We start from the raw sequence: 25,430 nt of genomic DNA, 5'->3' as shown, positions 1-25,430 counted from the left end.
AAGTGATTTTTATTGCGAGAACGGGTTTAAAACTACCCTTATTTCGAATGTTTAAAATTAGTGTTTTAATTGTTTTTTTTGATCAGATTTTTAAGGATTTTATTAACAGGAAACTTTAACGTCATTTGTAGGAGAGAATAGCTGGTATAGACTACTTAAACATTTTTTAATGAGAACAATAAAAACCTTAAACCAAACCCCTTATACTTTATATAATTTAAAAGGAACATTACTTTAGTTTTAGTTCAAAAATTAAATTTAAAAACCTTTATATTTGAACATCTACAAAAAACAAACCTACCAACATGAAAAACAAGTTCCTTTTTTTATTATTCTTATTTCTTTCTTTTAATTTTTTCGGACAATCTATAGTCAAAAACGTACCTTTTACTAATATTGGCCCCTCAGTGATGAGTGGTCGTGTGGTCGATTTTGATGTAAACCCTGATCAACCGACTGAATTTTATGTAGCCTATGCTTCTGGTGGGTTATGGTATACAAATAATAACGGCACATCATTTACTGCTGTTACTGAAACGGCACCAACCCAAAACATGGGTGATGTTGCTGTTGACTGGAAATCAGGAACTATTTACATTGGAACTGGAGAAAGCAATTCCTCTCGTTCTTCTTATGCGGGAATTGGAATTTTAAAAAGTACCGACAAAGGTAAAACTTGGACAAACGTTGGCTTAACAGATTCTCATCATATTGGCAGGATGATCATCAATAAAAACAATACTGATGAAGTGGTTGTTGGTGCTATTGGACACTTGTATTCTTCAAATGCTGAACGTGGTATTTTTAAAACTACAGATGGTGGAAAATCGTGGAAGAATGTACTATTTATTGATAATAATACGGGGGTAATAGACCTTTCCGTTTCTCCGACCAATCCTGATATAATGTATGCAGCTTCTTGGGAAAGAACAAGAAAAGCATGGGACTTTGATGGCGCCGGAGAACATTCTGCAATCTATAAAAGTACAGATGCGGGTTCTACTTGGACTAAAATGACAAATGCTAAAAGTGGCTTTCCTTCGGATGGTGGCGTTGGCCGAATTGGTTTAGCGGCATTTAGCGATGACGTTATTTTTGCTTTATTAGATAATCAAAACAGAAGACCTGCTGAGAAAAAAGTTACATCTGAAGGTTTGAAAAAGGAAGATTTTGAAACCATGAGTACTGTTGATTTTTCAAAACTTGACACTAAAAAACTAGACGAATTTTTAAAAACCAATCGATTTGATAAAAAATACACGGCCAAAAGTGTGAAAGAAAAAGTAGAAAATGGTAGTATAAAACCGATCGATTTATCCGTTTATTTAACAGATGCTAATTCAGTTATGTTTGACACTCCAGTTATTGGAGCAGAAGTTTACAAATCAACAGACGGCGGTAAAACGTGGTCAAAAACACACAAAGGTTTTATAGATGGTCTTTATAGTTCTTATGGTTATTACTTTGGTTTAATTGCAGTAAATACTAAAAATGAAGATAAAGTTTATATAGGAGGCGTTCCTTTATTAAAATCAGTTGATGGTGGTAAAACTTTCAAATCAATTGGTAGAGAAAATGTACACTCAGATCATCAAGCAATTTGGGTGAACCCTAACTTAAACGGTCATGTTATTAATGGAAATGACGGAGGTGTTAACATTACCTATGATGATGGTGAAAACTGGACAAAAAACAACTCACTTGCGGTGGGGCAATATTATTATGTAAATGTTGATAATAAAAAACCATATAATGTATACGGTGGTTTTCAAGATAATGGTGTTTGGTATGGCCCTAGCACATATAAGGCTTCTAAAAGTTGGGAAAGCACAGGAGAATACCCTTATAAAAGAATTGGTGGTGGTGATGGCATGCAAGTTCAAATTGATAGTCGCGACAACAATCTAGTCTATTCTGGATCTCAGTTTGGTTATTACACCCGACTTAATATAGAAACTGGTGAGCGTTTAAGCTTTAATCCAAAACACGAATTAGGCGATTCGCCATATCGTTATAATTGGCAAACACCAATTTTATTATCTCCTCACAATCAGGATATTTTATATATGGCCGCCAATAAATTGTTACGATCTATGGATAAAGGTGAAAATTTTGAAGTGATTTCGGGCGACTTAACTACTGGTGGTAAAAAAGGAAATGTTCCTTTCGGTACTATAGCTACAATTTCAGAAAGTCCTTTTCAATTTGGAATGATTTATACGGGTTCTGATGATGGATTAATTCAGCTAACAAAAGACGGCGGTGTTACTTGGTCAAAAATCTCTGATGACTTACCTCAAGGATTATGGGTGTCTCGTGTCATTGCTTCGCAACATGAAAAGAATCGCGTTTATGCTACTTTAAATGGATACAGAAGTGATGATTTTAAAGCTTATGCTTATGTAAGTGAAGACATGGGTAATACATGGAAATCAATTGCAAACGGATTGCCTGATTATTCTATTAACGTAATTAAAGAAGACCCAACTGATGAAAACTTACTCTACTTAGGTACAGATAACGAAGTTTATGTTAGCTTTGATAAAGGACAAAATTGGCAAGTGTTTTCTCATGGAATTCCAAAAGTTGCTGTGCACGATTTAGTGATACAAGAACGAGAAAAAGATTTGATTATCGGTACACATGGACGTTCACTTTATAAAGCGAATATTGCGACACTTCAACAATACAACACCGTAAAAAACAAAACGGTTGCTCTTTTTAAATTACCTGAAACGAGACACTCTTCACGTTGGGGAAACTCTTGGAGTCAGTTTTCAAAACCATATCTACCTAACATTGAGGTTTCCTATTTTACATCAAACGCTGGTACTGTTAAATTAGAAGTATTGGCTGATGAAAAAAATGTATTGTATAGTGAAACTTTAAAAACAGATAGTGGATTCAATTTCACCAATTATGATGTATCTGTTTCTGAAAAAAGTTTAAAAAGCTATTTTGGTAAAAAGAAAATTGAATTAAAAAAAGGAGATAACGGGAAATGTTATTTACCAAAAGGAGAATATTTGTTGAGACTTACTAGCGGTAATGTAAGTGTTACGGAAAAATTAGTGGTTAAATAAACTCATTTTTCAAACCCTCGAATAGTTGATAACCTAAATTAAAAAAAACGCATCATTTGCTATTTTTAATTAAACATATTATGGCAGCATTAAAGTGTAAAAGTGAAGTGACTAACTTTTTTTTGTAATTATATTTCTCACCTTATTTAAATCGTCCAACGTATCCACTGCAATGGTTTCAAACTCTGTGGTGGCTACTTTTATCTTATTTCCATTTTCTAACCAGCGGTTTTGCTCTAAAGATTCTGCAATTTCAAGTGATGTCTGAGATAAATTGGCAAATTCTTCTAAAGCTGCAGGAGTAAACGCATACATACCGACATGTTTGTAAAAAGTATGTTGTTGCTGCCAATTGTTTTTATCGATATCACGTACAAAAGGAATTACAGAGCGGCTAAAATACATGGCATTATTATTCTTATCCATCACCACAAAAACACCACCTTCAAATACGTTTTCCGAAGCTTTTACAGGAATAACTAAGGTTGCCATTTGGGTTGACTTATCATCAAAGCAAGAAAGGATTTGTTTGATTTGTTCTGGCTCTAACAAAGGTTCATCTCCTTGAATATTAATAACGACATCATAATCAACTCCTGAAGTAGATTTAAATATTTCATATGCTTCTAAACACCGGTTTGTACCTGTATTATGCTTGTCGGAAGTCATGACCACATTGCCTCCAAAAGCCTTTACCGCTTTTTCAATACGCTTATCATCAGTCGCAACTAAAACATCTGTCAATGCTTTTTTGGCCTGTTCGTAAACACGTTGAATCATGGGTTTTCCACAAATATCTAGTAAAGGTTTGCCTTCTAATCTTGTGGAGCCATATCTGGCAGGTAATATTCCTAAAATGTTCATGATATTTTTTATGTATTTACAAATATGCCAATTAAAATTCATTTATAAAATCAAATGATTAGATTTATAACATACTACAGACCAAAGACAACTAAAATTCTCATCAAGAGAAAGTGAATTAAAAAAACGCTATCAACATACTTTATAACAAAAAAACGTAGTATATTTGCAGCCCACTTCGAGAAAGTGAATAAATCATTAATAATCAAGGTCGTGTACCTTAAATAATTAACAACAAATGCCAGTAAAAATTAGATTACAAAGACACGGTAAAAAAGGAAAACCATTCTATTGGATCGTTGCAGCAGATGCTCGTTCAAAAAGAGATGGTAAGTCTTTAGAAAAATTAGGAACGTACAACCCAAATACTAATCCTGCAACAATCAATTTAGATATTGATGGTGCTGTAAAATGGTTACAAAATGGAGCTCAACCTACTGATACTGCAAAAGCAATTTTGTCGTATAAAGGTGCTTTATTAAAAAATCATTTAGCCGGTGGTGTTAGAAAAGGTGCTTTAACTGAAGAACAAGCAGAAGAAAAATTCCAAGCTTGGTTAGATGATAAAGCAAAAAGAGTTGATGCTAAAGTTGATGGCTTATCTAAAGCTGACGCTAGTGCTAAAGCTAAAGCTCTAGAAGCTGAAAAAGAAGCTAACGAAGCAAGAATTGCTAAAAACGCACCTGCTCCTGTAGTAGCTGAAGTTGAGGCTCCTGCAGAAGAAGCTGTTGAAGAAGCTCCTCAAACTATTGATGAAGCTGCTGCTGAAGCTAAAGAAGCTCCAGTTGCTGAAAAAGTTGAAGAAGTAAAAGCTTCTAAAGAAGAAGAATAAATTTATTTATTATATCTTATATTTAAAGCCTGACAAATTTTGTCGGGCTTTTTAATTTTTATTATGCAAAAAAAAGATTGTTTCTATTTAGGAAAAGTAGTTAGAAAACACAGTTTTAAAGGAGAAGTAGTTATTAAGCTAGATACAGATGAGCCAGACTTGTATCAAAATATGGATGCTTTATTTTTGGAAGCTGGCAATAACTTTATTCCCTTTTTTATCGAAAAAAGCCTCTTACAAAAGGGTAATCAACTTCGTGTACAGTTCGAAAACTTTACCACAGAAGAAGATGCCGATTCTATTATGAAATGTGGTGTGTATCTGCCTTTAACCTTATTACCGAAATTAACTGGAAATAAATTTTACTATCACGAAGTAATTGGGTTTACCATTGAAGATGAAAATTACGGTAACGTTGGTAGTCTAGTAGGGGTTAATGACAAAACAGCTCAACCTCTTTTTATAATTGAAAATGGAGACAAAGAAGTTTTGATTCCGATGATAGATGACTTTATAAAAAAAGTAGATAGAGCTAACAAAAAGATTGTTGTGGAAACTCCTGAGGGATTAATTGAAATGTATTTAGATGAATAAACACTTTTCATTCAAACAATTCACCGTCAATCAAGACCAATGTGCAATGAAAATTGGCACTGATGGTGTATTATTAGGTGCTTGGTCTTCTATAAAGCACAATCCTGAATCAATATTAGACATTGGAACAGGAACTGGTGTTATTGCCTTACAATTGGCTCAACGTAGTGATGCCGAAATTATTGATGCCATAGAAATTGACGACAATGCTTTTGAACAAGCCGTTGAAAATTTTGAAAACTCATCATGGGGTGATCGATTATTTTGCTATCATGCTTCTTTGGAAGAATTTACAAATGAGATTGATGATCACTATGATTTGATAATTTCAAATCCCCCATTTTATAACGATGCTTTTCAAAGTGATGATAATGCTAGAAATACAGCTCGTTTCACAGATTCATTACCTTTTGATATACTTCTTAAATCGGTATCTAAACTCTTAAGTAGTCATGGTATTTTTACGGTTATTATACCCTTTAAAGAAGAAGAAAATTTTATAAACTTAGCAAAAGAACACAACCTTTTCGTCAACACTATCTGTAACGTAAAAGGCACACCTACTTCTGATATTAAAAGAAGTTTATTAGAATTTTCATTTACAGAAAATGAAGTAATTATTGAAGATCTGGTAATTGAAACGACTAGGCATCAATACACGGACACTTATATTGAATTGGTAAAGGACTTTTATTTAAAAATGTAATTAGCCAATAACGATATCTGGGTTATAACCTAAATAGGGTGTCTTAATTTCGTTAAATACAATTCCATGACCTTCTAATTCCTTTAATATTGGATCATATACTTCTTTGGTTATTGGAATTTGAACACCTGGTGTCGTAATCTTTTTATTCAAAATTAATAAAGTAGCTATAGCAACAGGTAAGCCAACCGTTTTTGCCATCGCAGTATAGGTTTGATCTTCACCAAGAACAACCATAGTCGATTCAATTTGACGTTTTTCATTTTGATATTCATAACCAAATTTATGTTGCATTACAATCATGTCTTTGTCCTCCTTTTTCAAAGTCCAACTGTCCATTAGAATTTTCTGCAATACTTGTGCGGGCGTCGCATTTTTTAACCCTACTTTTTTAGTATGATCAAAAATATTTAACTCTAATAATTTCTCCCACATAATATCATCTTGATCAATTTTTAAATAAGACCGTAATTTTAACTCCACAGAATCATGAGGATTATAACCTAAAAACGAGTTCGTAAACTCGCGATAACTCATATGCTCTGAACCTTCTAGTGTATAACTATCATCTGTCATACCCAACTGCACAAACAAATTCCAAGCTCTGGAAAAACCTACACGTCTAATGGTTCCTCTATACATTGTAAGTATATTCTCTAATCCATAGGTCTTAATATATTTCAAGGAATCTCTGTTGGCATAGGCTTCAAACTTTCCAACATTTGGCAGATTCAATATTTCTGTTCTCCTAAATAATTTATGATATGGTATGTATTTATAAGTACCTTCTTGTATAAATTTTGCAGCTCCGCCTTGTCCAGCTAAAACAACATTTCTAGGATTCCATGTAAATTTGTAATTCCACAAATTAGTATCACTCTCTGGAGCTACTAAACCACCAGTAAATGACTCAAACAACAACATTTTAGCGTCGTTTTCTCTAATCCTATCAATAACTTTCATGGCACTCATGTGATCAACTCCTGGATCCAAACCTATCTCATTCATAAAAACCAATCCTTGTGCTTTAACCTCTGCATCTAAGGCTTTCATTTCGTCAGAGACATAAGAAGCAGTAACCATATTCTTTTTATACGTAATACAATCTTTAGCTACCTCAATATGAAATCTTGCGGGTAACATTGAAACTACGATGTCTGCATTTTTAATAGCTGAAACTCGCGATTTTTCATCGAAAATATCGAGTACCATTGCTTTCGCATTTTCATGATTTTTTATGATAGATTCTGCTAAATCAATAGAAATATCTGCTATGGTAATCTGTAATTTTTCAGATACAGATTTTTCCAATAAATAATTGATAAGTGAAGCAGATGAACGACCTGCACCAATAATAAGAATGTTACGCATAGATTAAAAAAATTGATTCACGAATGTATAAAAATTACTGACCATAATCAAAAATAGTGCTTATCATTTTCTCGAATAAAAATAGTAAAAAACGTTAAGAGCAATCGCAGGTATGATGTTACAAATATGTACTACTTTTGTGATAGAATAATCCTTTTAAAATGAAAAAAAACTTATCAATTACTGCCATTTTAGGTATGCTTGCCATTGTACTAGGTGCCTTTGGTGCACACGCTCTAAAAGAAAAATTAGGAGCTGATGCCTTGCTGAGTTATGAAACTGGAGTACGCTATCAAATGTATCACGTTTTTGCACTTCTTTTCGTTAACACCTATTCTGGCTTCAGTTCTAAAGGTAGACAAACAATAAGTTGGCTCTTTTTCCTAGGTATTTTATTATTCTCTGGCTCTATTTATGCTATAACAGCGGGTGGTATTGACCCTAAACTTATTTGGTTTATCACTCCATTAGGTGGTTTATTATTTATTATAGGATGGCTCATAATGTTTTTCAACTTTCTTAAGAAATAAAAAATTTACGAAAACGTTTTCGTAAAAAGTAATATTGCTTAATTTTGTAGTTCAAACTAACTTATAATATGAAAGATTCTACAAAATCAGTAAATACAGTATTAAAAAAATACGGTATAAAAAATGCCAACGTACATTGGAACTCATCACCAGAAGAGCTCACAAAAATATGTGTTGATAAAGGTTTGGGTATAATTGCCGATTCCGGAGCATTAATAGTAAATACAGGTGAGTTTACAGGAAGGTCTCCTCAAGATCGATTTATCGTAAAAGATGAGATTTCTGAAGATAAAGTTTGGTGGGGTAACATAAATCTACCTTTTGAAGCTGAAAAATTTGACCGCCTTTATGATAAAGTAATTGAGCACTTATCAGGAAAAGAACTCTATGCTCGTGATGCCTATGCTTGTGCTGACGACAGATATAGAATGAACATTAGAATAATAACTGAACTTCCTTGGTCTAACTTATTTGCTTATAACATGTTTTTAAGACCTACAGAAAGTGAATTGGAATTGTTCCAACCCGAATGGCTCATATTACAAGCCCCTAGTTTTATGGCTGTTGCTAAGGAAGATGGTACACGCCAGCATAATTTTGCCATATTAAATTTTAAAAGAAAAGTTATTCTCATTGGAGGCACAGGTTATACCGGTGAAATAAAGAAGGGAATTTTTTCTGCTTTAAATTTTATTCTTCCTGTTGAAAAAGAAACATTACCAATGCATTGTTCATCAAATGTTGGTGAAAATGGAGAAACAGCAATTTTCTTCGGATTATCAGGCACGGGTAAAACAACATTGTCCGCAGATCCTAATCGTAAATTAATTGGCGATGATGAACATGGTTGGACAAAAGACAACACCATTTTTAATTTTGAAGGCGGTTGCTATGCTAAGGTGATAAATCTTTCTGAAGAAAATGAACCCGATATTTTCAAAGCAATTAAGTCTGGAGCAATATTAGAAAACGTGGTATGCAAAACTGGTACTAATGAAGTTGATTTTGAAAATACTTCAATTACACAAAACACCAGAGTTAGCTACCCTATCAATCACATAAAAAATATAAAAACGCCTTCTTTAGCGGGTAACCCCAAAAACATATTCTTTCTAACGGCTGATGCTTTTGGAGTATTACCTCCTATTTCACGTTTACTGCCAAACCAAGCTGCATATCATTTTATATCAGGCTATACTGCAAAAGTTGCAGGAACCGAAGCTGGAGTTACAGAACCTGTTCCTTCTTTTTCTGCCTGTTTTGGTGCTCCTTTTATGCCATTGCACCCTGCTAAATATGCAGAAATGTTAAGTAAAAAAATGAAAGATTCAAATGTAAATGTTTGGTTGGTAAATACGGGATGGACTGGTGGCCCTTATGGAGTTGGTACCCGAATGAAATTAAAATACACAAGAGCAATGATCAATGCCGCATTAAACGGTGATTTAGGACCTTACAATTATAAAGATTACCATATTCACTCTGTATTTGGTGTAGCTCAGCCTAGAAGTTGCCCCGGTGTACCCACAGATGTTTTAAGCCCTCGAACTACTTGGAACGATGATGATGCGTATTATAAAATGGCCTTTAAATTATCAAATGCTTTTAGAGAAAATTTTGACAAATTTGAAGCTATTGCCAACGAAGAAATAAGACGTGGTGGCCCACAACGTTTCGCTTTTTAATCAATCCGAAAAGAACTTAAACGCATATTGTATTTTTTCTGTGCAAACTGAAAATACTGATAAAGCTTGTAATTGACTTCCATTCCATAATCTATATTGGGTTGGTAGTCAATTTCATTTTCGTATATATTAGAATTATATCTAGTTGGGCTCCTAAACCTACTATTCCACTCCATAACATAAACTCTATTTTTTGATTCTAAAGTACTTAGACTATAGTAACTTTCTGGTTTTGCAGAAATCAAATAACTTGTAAATCCTGGATCAATAATAGTAATTTCATACTCCAAACTATCATTTGCAATTCTTACAGGTTCTTCTTTGTCTTCATTTGAAGTAGTTGTTTGTTGCGTACCACAACCCACAATTAGAAAACCAAGTATCCCAAAAACGTAAATAAAATTTTTCATTATTTTATAATTTACTGACAGCTATGAATATACAAAAATTATTCCAATTTAAGATTTTAAAACTCTAGTTTTAACTGAAACTCTACAGGTTCTTCCTTTTCAATTGTATTTGTATTTAAATTAGACAACGAAATACCCAACAACCTTACAGATTCATGCATTTCTTCTTGGTATAATAAATCTTTAGCCTGTTCTAATAAAACACTCTTATCTTTTACAAAATAAGGTAATGTTTTACTTCTAGTTTGTATTGTAAAGTCGCTATACTTAATTTTTAAGGTAATGGTTTTTCCTGAAATATTTGGTTTTAAAAGTCTACCTGATAATTCTTCAGCTATTATTTCCAATTTCTCGAGCATATAAATTTCTGAAGTCAAATTGGTATTAAAAGTATGTTCTGCCGCAACAGATTTTCTAGTTCGGTCAGGTTTAACTTCTCCAAGGTGAATTCCTCTAACAATATCAAAATAGTGTTTCCCTGATTTTTTAAAATGCTCCGTCAAAAATTCAGATGACTTTTCTTTTAAGTCCTTCCCCGTAAATATACCTAAGTTGTACATTTTTGATGCTGTGACTTTACCAACCCCATAAAATTTCTTAATATCTAAAGCTTCTAAAAATGCAAGTACTTCTTCAGGAGGAACCGTTTTTTGCCCGTTTGGCTTATTTACATCTGAGGCAATTTTTGCCACAAACTTATTAATAGAGATGCCTGCCGAAGCATGCAAACCTACTTCATTGTAAATTTGTTGTCTAATTTCTTGAGCTAAAATTGTTGCCGAAGGAAAGTTCTTTTTATTCTTTGTCACATCCAAATAGGCCTCATCCAAGGATAATGGCTCTACCAAATCTGTATATTGATTGAAGATAGCTCTAATTTGAGTAGAAATCTCTTTGTATCGTGTAAAACGAGGCTTTACAAATGTTAAATGTGGACAATTTTTTCGTGCCAACACACCACTCATTGCTGAACGCACACCAAATTTACGAGCCTCATAACTAGCCGCTGCAACAACGCCTCTTTCTCCACCTCCACCAACAGCCAAAGGTATTCCTTGTAACTCAGGATTATCCATTTGCTCTACAGAAGCATAAAATGCATCCATATCAACATGAATTATCTTACGGTAAGGAGGTAATAAAGACATATTCAAAAATAATGAAAAAAGCGAACCCCGCCCTTTCTTAAGTGTTGTAATAAAAAAACTCGCCTATGGGCGAGTTTTTTTATCTTTTATTTAAAATTCTAAGTTTATATCTCTTACACTACGCCTTGATCCATCATGGCATCAGCAACTTTTATAAACCCAGCAATATTTGCTCCTTTTACATAATTTACATATCCATCAGGTTCTGTACCATATTTTATACAAGCTGTATGAATAGAAGTCATTATTTGATGTAATTTCGAATCAACTTCTTCCATTGGCCAATTTAATTTCATAGCATTCTGAGACATTTCTAAACCAGAAACAGCAACACCTCCAGCATTTACCGCTTTTCCAGGTGCAAATAATATTTTGTTTTTATGGAATACCTCAATTGCATCAGGTGTACAGCCCATATTAGAAACTTCTGACACATATTTTACGCCATTATCCACTAATTTCTGAGCATCTTCACCATTCAATTCATTTTGAGTTGCACATGGCATAGCAATATCACATTTTACACTCCAAGGCTTTTCACCTGGATAAAATTTAGCTTCAGGAAATTCTTGAACATATGGAGAAACGATATCATTATTTGAAGCTCTTAAGGCTAATAAATAATCTATTTTGTCAGCATCTAACCCTTTCTCATCGTATACATAACCATCGGGACCAGAAATAGTAACTATTTTACCTCCTAATTCTGTAACTTTTAAAGCAACTCCCCAAGTTACATTCCCAAATCCTGAAAGAGTAACTGTTTTCCCTTTAAAATTGTCATTTTGTGTATCTAACATTTCTTTGGTAAAATAAGTACCTCCAAAGCCAGTAGCTTCCGGTCTAATTAAGCTTCCGCCCCAATTTAAACCTTTACCTGTAAATACACCTGTATTTTCTTGTTGTAATTTTTTGTACATACCATACATGAACCCAATTTCACGGCCACCAGTTCCTATATCACCAGCAGGCACATCTGTATTCGGTCCAATTACCCTCCATAATTCAAGCATAAAAGCTTGACAAAAACGCATAATTTCAGCATCTGATTTGCCCTTAGGGTTAAAGTCAGATCCTCCTTTAGCTCCTCCCATTGGAAGCGTTGTCAATGCATTTTTGAAGATTTGTTCAAAACCTAAAAATTTAAGAATACTTAAGTTTACACTTGGGTGCAAACGAATACCTCCTTTATATGGACCAATAGCGTTATTAAATTGAATTCTATGACCTAAATTAACTTGAACTTCGCCATTATCATCAACCCATGAAATTCTGAAAGTAAAAACACGATCTGGCTCTACTAGCCTTTCAATAATTTTTGCTGACGCGTATTGTGGATTTTCATTATAAATGTTCTCTATAGATTCTAGTACCTCATGCACCGCCTGTAAATATTCTTTTTCTCCGGGGTGTTTTGTTTCTAGATTGTTTAAGATTTCTTTTACATTCATGTCTGTATATTTTATTTATTTTAAAACGTAAAACTCATAACAAAATTACAATTATTAAATTCTATTTTCAGCAATTTATAACTAATTATTTATGCAATTTGATAATTTCAACTTACATTAGTTATGACATAATATTAAATCCTCAAAAAATTACATAAAACCTTCAGGAGGTAAATCATCTATAGAAATTTCTAATTCAGATGCATCATTATCAATCTGATATCCAGATTTAAAAATTGCCGCTTTATTATTTTTACCTTCAATAATTACCGAAAGTGGTGAATCAAACTGAATATGTCGTAAAAAATCATCTTCATAAACCGCTTCTTGACTATTCAAATAATCTACATCAAAAAAGCCATCATTTAAAAACGGATTAATTGTTAAATAGCCCACATTAAACGAAGTTAAATTTTGAAAAAAGTGAGTGCCTTGACTCGGATCAATTCTGAAATCATTCAGCCCTGCTTCTACAATTATTTTTGCTGAAGAAATTTGAGGCCATATCACAGGAATTCCCAACCATGAATCACTAGACCCCCATCTACCAGGACCTACTAAAATATATTTTTTATGCTCTTCTGTAAATTTTTTATTTATCAATTCAACAGCTTTGGCAATTTGCCTTGTGCTTGCAGAATTGAATGTTTCTGGTTTTACATAAACAAAATCGCAGATATCATCATATTTCCCATTTCCTAATGCCGATTCTGAATAAATAATAGTGTCTGCCACGTCAAAATTATTTGGTAGAACACTTAATGTTTCGTTACTCTCTACAATAGGTCGAATTTGTAAAAAACTAAATTGTCTCGGTTTTCCTTGAGGTACATCTAACTTAACAGCAAACTCAATTTCTATGGGATTTCTCATTTCACGTTGCCCAACACGTAATAATTCCTGAAGTATTTCTGGCAAAGGAAAAGTACCATACTTTAAAATGTTATCAAATGTAATTACACGAATTCCATCATGCATTACACCCGGTCTTATCATGTTGTTTTGTAAATCATAGGTAGATGCCACAAATTTTAACGACCCGTGATTCTCAGCTTGTCTAATGGTAATTCTCTTTTTGTTAATAGTCTGGCTTGTTGAAGCCACATAACTATTAGGATTCATATCTAACGCATAAAAATACTGTTGTGTTTCTCGCTGAGCAGACCCTGGCGTTGACAATTGTATTATTTTCTTTGGATGATATGGAGAAAAACGCAACGTCTGTCCACCACCCACAATTATTTCTCCTAATCCTAAGGCGATATTGGCGATACCTTCATTAGGTTTTTCATTACCAATTGGATAAAAGTTAATGGAACGAGCAACACCAGAAATATTAGGATAAAAGACATCATCATATTGCGTACCTGTAATTTCTTGTAAAATTACCGCCATTCTATTTTCTTCTACGGTATGAGAAGTGGCTTTTAAATACAATTTACTATTTTGAAAAAAGGCGGAAGCCATAACTGATTTTACAGCATTAGAAACCATCTCTAACATTTGCTTCGGTTTGGTTTTAGGGAGCATATAAGTCGCAAAAACACCTGCAAACGGCTGATAATGTGAATCTTCCAAAACACTGGAAGATCGAATTGCTACTGGATGTTTGGTTACTTTTAAGAATGCTTTGATGTCTTCCATTACCCATCCTGGTAAAGGTTTTGAAACAAATTCATCTAAAATCTCATTCTCATCATCACAATGTGCTGCAAATTTAAAGAGCTTATGCTCTTCCATAAATTCGTCAAAAACTTCCGTACTTAAAACTACTGTTCGCGGTATAGATATAAGCACATCATCAAACTTTTTAAATAAGCGATTGCGTTTTAAAAAAGAATCTATAAATGCAAGACCTCTTCCTTTTCCGCCTAAAGCCCCATCTCCAATTCTAGCAAAACCTAAATATTTATCGTATTTATTTTTATTAAATTTAGAAATTACACCTCTAGATCTATAGATTCGATACGCTTTTATAGCTTCAATTAAAAAGGTTCTAATTTCTTCAGCATCTTCAAAATCAGCATATTCTACATTTTTAAACAAATTTGCTAACGGAAAAAGTGCTCTTGACCGCAACCACTTAGAATACTCACTTCTTATGGCATGATAGGTCATTGATTCTTTAGTAACAATAGCCAAGGCATTTTGAAATGAATTTAAATCTTTTACGGTCGCTAAAACTAAATGTTGCTCAGGATCCCAAAATTCAAAATCACCAAAAGAAAAATATTTTGTAATGTAATTTTTTAATTCTAACTCAATGGTTTCCGAGTGTTTCCATAAAAATTTACCTTTTAATTCTAATGCTATTTTTTCATTTTCGATATCTGAAGATTCTATTAGAAAAGGAAAATACCGTTCTATACTTCTTACATATTTTAAAAATTGAAAACCCGCTGTAGGGTCACGTTTACCATCTTTAAAATAGTTTACATCTGAAATTACACCCAATAAATTGTCTTTATATTTTTCAAACAAAGCCAATCCCTCTTCGTACTGCGTAGCCAATAAAATTTTTGGCCGTCCACGCATCAAATTCATTGCACGGTGCTCATTAAGGCCTTCCGACATAAATGATCTTGTTTGCTTTAAAATAATCTTATAAATAACGGGTAAGTATCTAGAATAAAACCGCAGCGAATCTTCTACCAATAAAATAGCTTTTACCCCAATTTCATTGATATCCTTATCTGCATTCAATCTATCTTCTGCCAATTTTATAATCGCTAAAAAGATATCTACATTACCATTCCAATGAAAAACATAGTCAATGATACCCGTATTCTCTCTTAAAATTTTCCTTCTTAATTCAGATGAGTAATGACTCAATGCGGCTATGGGCACATTAGGAAAGAACTTTTTTAACTGCATAGACGTTTCAAACGCCTTATAACTACCAATATCTAGCCAAGTAATTACAAGATCTATATGATCAGAACCTAATATTTTTAATGCCTTTTTAGCAGAATTGGCATGTAAAAAAGTAGGAGGATATCTTAAATTTAAAGCCGTGTATTCATTAAAAATTCGTTCATCAATTCTACCATCCTCTTCCAACATATAATAATCGTAATTAGAACAAACAATAAGCACTTTGTTTATTCTATTTTGCATCAATTGTTCAAATGCAAAATGTTCAAAAACGTATGTTTTTAAATCTGGAAGTGTCTTTTTAGGCATTGATGAATGTGTTTATAACAAAGATAGGAATTATTTGATGGGTTATTTCAGAGTCGTTAATTTTGGTTCTAATTTTAAAACATAGGGAAGGTTCAAGCATCAATAATTGCAAAAGTTATCTTTATTAAAAAAAATGACTAGAACATAATACTTAAATAAAAGTATGCACAATCAAGTTATAAATGAACAGTTAATAACTGCCTATAGCCTTTTATTATTACTTTCCTTAATTATATCATACTCCATAAAATCTTACACCACTCCTTGTCCTAACATGGCGTCAGCTACTTTTACAAAACCTGCAATATTTGCACCTTTAACATAGTCTACATAACCATCCTTATCTTTACCATAGGTTACACAAACTTCATGAATATCATTCATAATTTCATGTAATTTAGTATCTACTTTGTCATTCGTCCAATTATAACGTAACGAGTTTTGACTCATTTCTAACCCAGATACTGAAACGCCTCCTGCATTTGAAGCCTTACCTGGTGAAAATAATATTTTAGCATCTTGAAAAATCCGAATGGCTTCAGCTGTACTCGGCATATTAGCACCTTCACAAACACAAATACAACCATTTTTTATCAAGGTTTTCGCATGATCACCATGGAGCTCATTTTGAGTGGCACATGGCATGGCAATATCACATTTTATAGTCCAAGGGGTTTCCTCTTTATAAAATTTCGCAGTTGGGTATTTTTCTAAATACTGGTCTATTCTTCCACGTTTTACATTTTTTAATTCCATAATAAAGGCCAACTTATCAGCATCTATCCCAGCTGCATCGTAAATATATCCAGAAGAATCTGACATCGTAACCACTTTCGCCCCTAATTGAGTCGCTTTTTCACAAGCATATTGTGCCACGTTACCAGAACCAGAAACCAAAACTATTTTTCCTTTTATACTTTTATTCTGGGCTTTTAACATGTTTTCTGCAAAGTATACGGCACCATAACCTGTAGCTTCAGGTCTAATTAATGAACCTCCAAATGACATTCCTTTACCTGTTAAAACACCTGTAAACTCATTTCTTAATTTTTTGTATTGTCCAAATAGAAACCCAATTTCTCTACCTCCTACTCCAATATCACCAGCAGGCACGTCTGTATTCTCACCAATATGACGAAATAATTCCGACATAAATGCTTGGCAAAATTTCATTACTTCATTATCTGATTTTCCTTTTGGGTTAAAATCAGAACCTCCTTTACCACCACCCATTGGCAATGTGGTTAGAGAATTTTTAAAAACCTGCTCAAAACCTAAAAATTTAAGAATACTAATATTTACTGATGGATGAAATCGTAATCCTCCTTTATACGGACCAATGGCAGAATTAAACTCTATCCGATACCCTCTATTTACTTGTATCTTTCCGTTATCATCTAGCCAAGGCACTCTAAACATTAGCGTACGTTCAGGTTCAACCATTCGCTCTAACAACATCTTGTCTTTATATTTATGGTTTTCTTCTATAAATGGAATAACAGTCTCTGCAACTTCATGTACTGCTTGTAAAAACTCGGGCTCGTTGGTATTACGTACTTTAACGTAACCCATAAAATCTTTAATTTTCGATTTCATAATTTAGGAAGTAAATTATAAGGTTTCATCAATAAATTCATAACAAAAGTAATTAAAATGCAGATTTCTTTCTTTGAAAACCTTAAATATTTGCAAATCTTTTAACCACTAAAATCAACTTCTTTACTTTAGGAATAGATTAATAAAAAACTATTCTGCTTAATTGATGAAAAACCTTAAATTTGCAAACCAAGTTAAACAATCAATGTTAGACAAAGTAAAAGAATTCATTAACGAAGTCAGTGCTTTTAATTCCAATTCAAAAGAAGAAATTGAAGCATTTCGTATAAAATATTTAGGCAGTAAAGGTCTATTAAAAGGCTTATTTGCTGAATTTAAAAACGTAGACCCAAAGCAAAAAAAGGAATTTGGACAAGCTCTAAACACCTTAAAGACTACAGCTGAAAAAAAGGTTGAAACGCTGAATAATGCTCTGGAAGGTAATGGCGAACAAAAAAGTTTCTATGGAGACTTATCAAGGCCGGCTGAACCTATTGAATTGGGTGCAAGACATCCAATTTCTATTGTTAAAAATCAAATTATCGATGTTTTTTCTCGTATAGGGTTCACCATTTCTGAGGGCCCTGAGATAGAAGATGATTGGCATAATTTCACAGCGTTAAACTTACCAGAATACCATCCCGCAAGAGATATGCAGGATACATTTTTTGTTGAAAAGCATAAAAATGTTGAAAAAGATATGCTGTTAAGAACACATACCTCTTCTGTACAGATACGTTATATGGAGAATAACAAACCTCCAATTAGAACAATTTCTCCAGGTAGAGTTTTTAGAAATGAAGACATTTCTGCACGTTCGCATTGTATTTTTCATCAAGTGGAAGGATTGTATATAGATACAGATGTTTCCTTTGCTGATTTGAAGCAAACCTTGATTTATTTTACAAAAGAAATGTTTGGTAAATCAAAAATCAGATTACGTCCTTCTTATTTTCCTTTTACGGAACCAAGTGCCGAAGTTGATATTTACTGGGGGTTGAAAACAGAAACAGATTATAAAATAACAAAAGGAACTGGTTGGTTAGAAATTATGGGTTGTGGTATGGTTGACCCTAATGTCTTGAAAAACACTAAAATTGATCCTGAAAAATATAGTGGATTTGCATTTGGAATGGGTATTGAACGTATTGCAATGTTGTTATACCAAATTCCAGATATTAGAATGCTTTTTGAAAATGATATCCGATTTTTAGAACAATTTAAATCTGTGATTTAAATATGAGTCTGAAAGCCTTTTTATTAAACAAAAAGTACATTAGCATCAAATTAAAAAAAATTGCCACCAATCATTTTGAAATAAAAGCTAAAATTAATGGTATAAAAGGACGATTTATTTTAGATACTGGTGCTTCAAACTCATGTGTTGGTTTTGATGAGATAGAAACTTTTGGTTTAAAAACCGAAGATTCAGAACATAAAGCTGCGGGTGCAGGATCGGCAGAAATTGACACTCAAATTTCAAAAAAAAACAAAATTGAAATAAGCGATTTCAAAATAAAAAAAATACCACTTGTATTAATTGATTTAGCACATATTAACAACGCCCTAACAAAACAAGAAGCCAAACCGGTTAACGGAATTATTGGTGCCGATGTTTTAGAAAAAGGCAATGCTATTATAGATTACAAAAAGCGTAAATTATACCTTTCAAAATAAAACCAATAAAAAAATGAGCTCATCTTCAGACCAACGATATAACCTCAGAGGCGTTTCTGCATCAAAAGAAGATGTACATAAAGCCATAAGCAATATAGACAAAGGACTTTTTCCTAAAGCCTTCTGTAAGATAGTTCCCGATTATTTAACTAATGATGATGAATATTGCCTGATTATGCACGCAGATGGTGCGGGTACAAAATCTTCATTGGCCTATATGTATTGGAAAGAAACTGGCGATATTTCAGTTTGGAAAGGTATTGCTCAAGATGCATTAATTATGAACGTTGATGATTTATTATGTGTTGGAGCAACGGATAACATTATACTTTCATCAACCATTGGGCGTAACAAAAACTTAATTCCCGGAGATGTAATCTCTGCCATAATAAACGGTACAGAAGAACTAATTACCGACCTAGAAAAACATGGGGTTACTATAAAATCAACAGGAGGAGAAACTGCCGATGTTGGTGATTTAGTAAGAACCATAATTGTAGATTCTACCGTAACAGCAAGATTAAAACGTAGTGATGTTATTGATAATGCTAATATAAAGGCGGGTGATGTTATTGTTGGATTGTCTTCTTTTGGACAAGCGACTTACGAAACAGAATATAATGGCGGAATGGGTAGTAACGGTTTAACCTCTGCCAGACATGATGTTTTTGGAAAGTACTTAGCTGAAAAATATCCGGAAAGTTTTGATCACGCTGTACCTGACGATTTAGTATATTCTGGAAAGGTAAAACTTACGGACGCTATTGAAAATTCACCTATAAATGCTGGTAAATTGGTACTATCACCAACCAGAACATACGCTCCAATTATCAGCGAAATTTTGAAGCAATATAGAGCTGAAATTAACGGAATGGTGCATTGTAGTGGTGGGGCACAAACCAAAATTCTTCATTTTATAGACAATTTACACATCATTAAAGATAATTTATTTGATGTACCTCCTTTGTTTCAATTGATTCAAGAACAGTCAAATACCGATTGGAGAGAAATGTATCAAGTATTTAATTGTGGTCATAGAATGGAATTATATGTTCCTGAAGCCATTGCTAACGATATTATTAAAATTTCTAATTCATTTAATGTCGATGCTCAAGTTATTGGTAAAGTTGAAGCATCATCAACAAAAAAACTTACTATTAAAAGTGAATTTGGTACATTTGTGTACTAACCCAATCAATAAATGAAATCAATCTTAAAGCTTACCACCATTATTATCTTAATGTTGGCTATTTCGTGTACAACAAAATCTAAAGAGAAAAAAATCCTTGTTTTTACCAAAACAGCGGGATTTAAACATAAATCTATACCCGCTGGAGCAACTGCTATTCTTAAAATGGGAGCCGAAAACGGTTTTTTAGTTGACACTACTGATAATGCCAATTGGTTTACGGAAGAAAAACTAAAAACCTATTCTGCCGTTGTATTCTTAAATACGACTGGTGATGTTTTAAATCAAAGTCAACAATCAAATTTTGAACGCTATATTCAAGCAGGCGGTGGTTATGTTGGTATACATGCTGCCACTGATACGGAATATGATTGGCCTTGGTATGGTAAATTAGCTGGTGCCTATTTCGAAAACCATCCTAAAATTCAAGAAGCTACCTTAACTATAGTTGACAATAAACACCTTTCTACGCAACATCTGGACAGTACTTGGATAAAAACGGACGAATGGTATAATTTCAAAAATATCAATCCTGATATTAATGTTCTCATCAAAGTAGATGAAAACAGTTATAAAGGAGGAAAAAATCCTGAAAATCATCCAATAAGCTGGTACCACGATTATGATGGTGGTAAATCTTTTTACACTGAATTAGGACATACAGATGAAACCTATAAAAATCCTAAATTTATCGATCATTTATTAGGAGGTATACGCTATACTATTGGAGATAACATTTTAGATTACGGAAAAGCAACCACAGAAAAAATACCTGAAGAAAATAGATTTGTAAAAACAGTATTAGATTTTAACCTTGATGAACCAATGGAATTGGATGAGTTACCTGGAAAAGGTATCTTATTTATTGAAAGAAGAGGTACTTTAAAATTATTTGACTTTAAAGAGAACAAAACAAAGGAAATTGCCAAACTAGATGTGTTTTATGGAAATGAAGATGGTTTATTAGGCTTAGCTGTTGATCCTAACTATGAAAAAAACAACTGGATTTACCTCTTTTATTCTAAACCAGGAGATGAACCTCTACAGCATATTTCTCGTTTTAATTTAGTTGATAACAAACTCATACTTGAGTCTGAAAAATTATTACTTGAAGTACCCGTTATAAGAAAATGCTGTCATAGCGGTGGTGCATTAGAATTTGGCCCAAAAGGCAATTTATTTATAACGATTGGCGACAATACCAATCCATTTCAATCTGATGGATATGCTCCCATTGATGAGCGAGAAGGAAGAGCTCTTTGGGATGCCCAAAAATCTGCTTCAAATACCAACGATTTACGCGGAAAAATTCTTAGAATTAAACCTGAAGATAATGGCACCTATTCTATTCCAAAAGGAAATTTATTTCCAGAAGGCACTGATAAAACCCGTCCAGAAATTTACATAATGGGTAATAGAAATCCTTTTCGACTTTCAATTGATAGTAAAACAGGTTTTGTATATTGGGGAGATATTGGCCCTGATGCAGGAAAAGACAATCCTAACAGAGGACCTAAAGGAATGGGTGAATTTGACCAAGCCAGAGAAGCAGGATATTATGGCTGGCCATATACTCGAGGAAATAACCAACCCTATAATGATTTTGATTTTACCACAAACACATCAGGTCCAAAATTTGACCCAAATAATATCATCAACAACTCACCAAACAATACAGGTATTCAAAAATTACCGCCTGTAAAAGAATCACAAATTTGGTTTTCTTATGATGCCTCTGAAGAATTTCCATGGTTGGGAATTGGAGGTGTAAACCCAATGTCGGGTCCCGTTTTTCACAAAGATGATTCGCCAAATGCAAAGGAAACTTTTCCTGAGTATTTTGAAAATAAATTATTCGTTTATGAGTGGATGCGTGACTGGATTTATGTGGTTACTTTAGATGATAATTATGACTATGTAAAAGCGGATGCTTTTATGCCAAATTCTGAATTTTCTCATCCTATGGATATGATTTTTGGTTCTGATGGTAATATGTATGTTTTAGAATATGGTCAATCTTGGAACACAAGAAATATGGATGCTCGTTTAGACCGTATTGAATATATTAAAGGGAATAGAAAACCTATCGCTATGATTAAAAATGATCATACGATTGGAGGTGAGCCACTCACTATAAATTTTAGAGGTGATTTGTCTGAAGATTACGACAATGATGAGCTAACTTATGAGTGGTCTTATAATGGCATAGTTCAATCTACGGAAATAAACCCAACAATTACTTTTGACAAGATTGGCACCTATACTGTTAAACTAAAAGTTACAGATAAGTCAGGCGAAAGTGCAACGGCAAGTCAAAAAATACTTGTTGGTAATGACATTCCTGAAATTACCATTACAACAGATGAATCCAATCCTTTTTATTGGAAAGGAAAAACTGTTGCTTATGACATTTCGGTAAAAGATAAACAAGATGGTACCACCACAAATAATGGTATAGACCAAAAAGATGTTAAAGTCTCTTTAAACTACATTCCGCAAGGTAGAGATATGGTAAAGGCTACCATAGGTCATCAACAAATCATAGATCCTGAAGGTAAAACAATCATTGACAATGCTGATTGTAAGGCTTGTCATGCTATTGATAAAAAAGTGAACGGACCAAGTTATAAGGATATTGCTAATAAATATAGTAAAAAGGATACTGGACATCTGATTAACAAAATTTTAAATGGAGGTTCAGGAGTTTGGGGTGAAACCATGATGGTAGCACACCCTACTTTAAGCACAAGTGATGCAAACAAAATTGTTGATTATGTTTTATCATTAAAATTAGAAAGTGACGACACTAAATTATTACCGTTAAAAGGAACCTTAACTTTTAATGAACATGATACAAATGACAAAAATGGTGTTTACATTCTAACAGCTTCATATACCGATAAAGGAAAAGAAGGTTTAGAAAGTGCTGAATTAACCGGGCGTAAACAACTCATTTTTAAACCACCTTACCTAGAAGCTCAAAAAGCTAATAAAAAAAGTGATGGGCTTAGTAACTGGAATGCCAATGGAAATAATCTTGTAGGTTCAATTAAGGATAATTCATTTCTTAAATTCAATAAAATAGATTTGAACGGGTTGAAAAGTATCGATTTTACAGCATATTTTGGCAAAAATTATAATTACGAAGGAATATTAGAAATAAGAATTGGTTCAAAAACTGGTCAATTAATTGGCACAACCAAATTGAATTATTTCAGTAAAGACAAGGGGGAATTAAAAGTATCTAACATAAAAATTACTCCTACAAATGAAGTTACAGACTTCTTTCTAGTATTTAAAAATGGAGCTGATAAACAGCAATTTATTTGTAATGCAAATGCAATACAGTTAAATTATTAGATTTTCAAAATTCCCCTATTGATAGATACAATGGGGGTGTTTTTAATTAATTCGCACATTCTGCTGTCAGGTTGAGTGGAGTAGAAACCTAACTTTATATGTTATTGATGAGTTCTCTCCCGAATATCTCAGGACGCTCGAATTGACAGTACTTTTTTAATTAAATCATATAGAAATAATGTAACAAAATAATATTTAGAACTACTAATTACACCAAATCAACAACATGATCTCAAGATTTTTCAGCTTACAATGGAAACAGTTTTTCCGCTCTTCATATTGGCAAAAAAGCATGGCATTAAATATTGTAATGGTATTTTTTGCATTGTATTTTATACTTATGTTTTTAGGCCTTGGTTTTGGCCTTTACCCTATACTAAAAGATAAATTTCCGACTCAAGACCCATTACTAATTGTCAATGGATTTTTATTCTATTGGTTGTTGGGCGATTTATTAATGCGATTTTTCTTTCAGAAATTGCCGGTAATGAACATAAAACCGTTGCTAACTTTACCTATAAAAAGAAGCAGTATTATACATTATGTTTTGGGTAAATCAGCCATTTCATTTTTCAATTTTTTACCATTATTTACGGTTATCCCTTTTGCTGTGATATTACTAATAAACGGATATGGAGCTTCAGTAGTTTTTACTTGGATGTTTTTGATAATTACCCTAACACTGATTACTAACTTTTTAAATTTTATTATAGAAAGTAAATCTGCCGAAACAGAATTGTCATTTTTACCAATTTTAGCTTTTTCAGGAATCTTATTTGGACTTAACTATTTTAATATTGTTTCATTTAATGACTTAGTGGGTAGTGCTGTAAATGCCATCACTGCAAATCCGTTAATCTTAATTATTCCAATAGGAATTTTGATCTTATTGTACTATACCAACTTCACATCTTTAAAACAGAAATTATATATAGACCGATCGCTAAAAGCGAAAACGGAAATTGCCACCACAACAGACATGGCTTGGACCCGAAGATTTGGCTCTGTAGCTCCCTTTTTACAACTTGATTTAAAATTGCTATGGCGTAACAAAAGACCCCGTTCTTCAGTTTTTATTGTGGCCATTGGTTTGCTTTATGGATTGATTTTTTACCCGAACCCTGTATATCAAAATATGGTTAGTTTTTATGTATTTGTAGGGATTTTCGTAACTGGAATTTTTATGATCAATTTTGGTCAATTTATTCCCGCATGGGATAGTGGTTATTACAAATTATTGATGAGTCAAAACATTAAATACAAAGAATACCTAAATTCAAAATATACATTAATGATGATGAGTGCCATTTTAATGTTTGTGATCAGCATACCTTATGTTTATTTTGGTTGGAAAGTTTTAGTGGTTCATTTCGCTGCTATGATCTATAACATTGGAGTTAATACGCATGTGCTTTTATATGGAGGTTCTTTTAATCGTAAAAAAATTGATTTAACCCAAAGAGCTGCTTTTAATTACCAAGGTACTGGAGCCGTGCAATGGATTATCGGATTTCCCTTAATGATTATTCCGATGATTTTCTTTTACATTCCTTATAAGTTTATCAATTTTGAAGCAGGTATTACAACCCTTATCATTTTAGGAATTATTGGGATTGTTTTTCATGAAAAAATAATGAAAGGTATTACCAAAAGATATATAGACACAAAATACAAGATGATTAATGCCTTTGACCAAGATAACTAGCAGTAGCAGTAGCAGTAGCAGTAGCAGTAGCAGTAGCAGTAGCAGT

Annotated in this window: 18 protein-coding genes; 11 read left to right on the top strand and 7 right to left on the bottom strand. The window is 33.0% G+C overall.

The window, feature by feature from the left end:
• The first annotated feature begins 305 nt into the window (after positions 1-305).
• Positions 306-3,083, top strand: coding sequence for a WD40/YVTN/BNR-like repeat-containing protein (locus FF125_RS04450; protein WP_138948648.1), 2,778 nt, complete (start codon positions 306-308; stop codon positions 3,081-3,083).
• Between the two features lie 111 nt (positions 3,084-3,194).
• Here FF125_RS04450 and kdsB read toward each other — a convergent pair whose 3' ends face one another.
• Complete coding sequence (gene kdsB, locus FF125_RS04445; RefSeq protein ID WP_138948647.1) at positions 3,195-3,947, bottom strand: 3-deoxy-manno-octulosonate cytidylyltransferase; 753 nt, start codon at positions 3,945-3,947, stop codon at positions 3,195-3,197.
• 238 nt (positions 3,948-4,185) lie between these two features.
• Between kdsB and FF125_RS04440 the strand changes: the two genes are divergently transcribed.
• The 3 genes from FF125_RS04440 (at position 4,186) to FF125_RS04430 (ending at position 6,079) form a co-directional block, all read left to right on the top strand.
• The gene (locus FF125_RS04440; RefSeq protein WP_138948646.1) at positions 4,186-4,779 is read left to right on the top strand and encodes a 30S ribosomal protein S16; all 594 of its coding nucleotides are present in this window, start codon (positions 4,186-4,188) and stop codon (positions 4,777-4,779) included.
• A gap of 63 nt (positions 4,780-4,842) precedes the next feature.
• Entirely contained in the window at positions 4,843-5,373 is a 531-nt protein-coding gene (gene rimM, locus FF125_RS04435) for a ribosome maturation factor RimM (protein WP_138948645.1), read from the top strand.
• On the top strand, positions 5,366-6,079 hold the full coding sequence (locus tag FF125_RS04430) for a tRNA1(Val) (adenine(37)-N6)-methyltransferase (RefSeq protein ID WP_138948644.1): 714 nt from the start codon (positions 5,366-5,368) through the stop codon (positions 6,077-6,079). The genes rimM and FF125_RS04430 overlap by 8 nt, the downstream gene beginning before the upstream one ends.
• Here FF125_RS04430 and FF125_RS04425 read toward each other — a convergent pair whose 3' ends face one another.
• Positions 6,080-7,450 carry a saccharopine dehydrogenase family protein gene (locus FF125_RS04425; RefSeq protein ID WP_138948643.1) on the bottom strand — a complete coding sequence of 457 codons (1,371 nt, stop codon included), beginning with the start codon at positions 7,448-7,450 and terminating at the stop codon, positions 6,080-6,082.
• Between the two features lie 161 nt (positions 7,451-7,611).
• On the opposite strand from FF125_RS04425, the gene FF125_RS04420 reads away from it, so the two are divergent.
• Together FF125_RS04420 and pckA are read left to right on the top strand one after the other, a co-directional pair.
• Positions 7,612-7,980, top strand: a complete 369-nt coding sequence (locus tag FF125_RS04420; protein WP_138948642.1) for a DUF423 domain-containing protein — start codon at positions 7,612-7,614, stop codon at positions 7,978-7,980.
• 68 nt (positions 7,981-8,048) lie between these two features.
• A complete protein-coding gene (gene pckA / locus FF125_RS04415) occupies positions 8,049-9,665 on the top strand; it encodes a phosphoenolpyruvate carboxykinase (ATP) (RefSeq protein WP_138948641.1) in 1,617 nt (538 codons plus the stop codon).
• On the opposite strand, the gene FF125_RS04410 is transcribed toward pckA, so the two are convergent.
• The 5 genes from FF125_RS04410 to gdhA (FF125_RS04390) all read right to left on the bottom strand — a co-directional run bounded on the left by FF125_RS04410 (position 9,662) and on the right by gdhA (FF125_RS04390) (position 17,453).
• Positions 9,662-10,075: a DUF6146 family protein gene (locus FF125_RS04410; protein WP_138948640.1), complete on the bottom strand. Its 414-nt coding sequence runs from the start codon at positions 10,073-10,075 to the stop codon at positions 9,662-9,664. The two genes, pckA and FF125_RS04410, sit on opposite strands and share 4 nt — an antisense overlap.
• A gap of 56 nt (positions 10,076-10,131) precedes the next feature.
• The gene (gene dinB, locus FF125_RS04405; RefSeq protein WP_138948639.1) at positions 10,132-11,223 is read right to left on the bottom strand and encodes a DNA polymerase IV; all 1,092 of its coding nucleotides are present in this window, start codon (positions 11,221-11,223) and stop codon (positions 10,132-10,134) included.
• A 113-nt stretch (positions 11,224-11,336) separates the two neighbouring features.
• Complete coding sequence (gene gdhA / locus FF125_RS04400) at positions 11,337-12,674, bottom strand: NADP-specific glutamate dehydrogenase (RefSeq protein WP_138948638.1); 1,338 nt, start codon at positions 12,672-12,674, stop codon at positions 11,337-11,339.
• A 150-nt stretch (positions 12,675-12,824) separates the two neighbouring features.
• Complete coding sequence (locus FF125_RS04395) at positions 12,825-15,857, bottom strand: PEP/pyruvate-binding domain-containing protein (RefSeq protein WP_138948637.1); 3,033 nt, start codon at positions 15,855-15,857, stop codon at positions 12,825-12,827.
• A 252-nt stretch (positions 15,858-16,109) separates the two neighbouring features.
• On the bottom strand, positions 16,110-17,453 hold the full coding sequence (gene gdhA / locus FF125_RS04390) for an NADP-specific glutamate dehydrogenase (protein ID WP_138948636.1): 1,344 nt from the start codon (positions 17,451-17,453) through the stop codon (positions 16,110-16,112).
• Between the two features lie 205 nt (positions 17,454-17,658).
• On the opposite strand from gdhA (FF125_RS04390), the gene pheS reads away from it, so the two are divergent.
• The 5 genes from pheS to FF125_RS04365 all read left to right on the top strand — a co-directional run bounded on the left by pheS (position 17,659) and on the right by FF125_RS04365 (position 25,384).
• Positions 17,659-18,690, top strand: coding sequence for a phenylalanine--tRNA ligase subunit alpha (gene pheS / locus FF125_RS04385; protein ID WP_138952402.1), 1,032 nt, complete (start codon positions 17,659-17,661; stop codon positions 18,688-18,690).
• A 2-nt stretch (positions 18,691-18,692) separates the two neighbouring features.
• The gene (locus tag FF125_RS04380) at positions 18,693-19,130 is read left to right on the top strand and encodes a retropepsin-like aspartic protease (protein ID WP_117881492.1); all 438 of its coding nucleotides are present in this window, start codon (positions 18,693-18,695) and stop codon (positions 19,128-19,130) included.
• Between the two features lie 13 nt (positions 19,131-19,143).
• The gene (locus tag FF125_RS04375; RefSeq protein ID WP_138948635.1) at positions 19,144-20,319 is read left to right on the top strand and encodes an AIR synthase related protein; all 1,176 of its coding nucleotides are present in this window, start codon (positions 19,144-19,146) and stop codon (positions 20,317-20,319) included.
• A gap of 12 nt (positions 20,320-20,331) precedes the next feature.
• Positions 20,332-23,679, top strand: a complete 3,348-nt coding sequence (locus tag FF125_RS04370; protein WP_138948634.1) for a ThuA domain-containing protein — start codon at positions 20,332-20,334, stop codon at positions 23,677-23,679.
• Positions 23,680-23,905: 226 nt separating this feature from the next.
• On the top strand, positions 23,906-25,384 hold the full coding sequence (locus tag FF125_RS04365) for a DUF5687 family protein (protein WP_138948633.1): 1,479 nt from the start codon (positions 23,906-23,908) through the stop codon (positions 25,382-25,384).
• Positions 25,385-25,430: the final 46 nt, after the last annotated feature.

The sequence above is a fragment of the Aureibaculum algae genome, from assembly GCF_006065315.1.
Taxonomy (GTDB): domain Bacteria; phylum Bacteroidota; class Bacteroidia; order Flavobacteriales; family Flavobacteriaceae; genus Aureibaculum; species Aureibaculum algae.
Note: the sequence above shows the minus strand (reverse complement) of the source record. Positions and strands in the feature narration are given on the sequence as shown.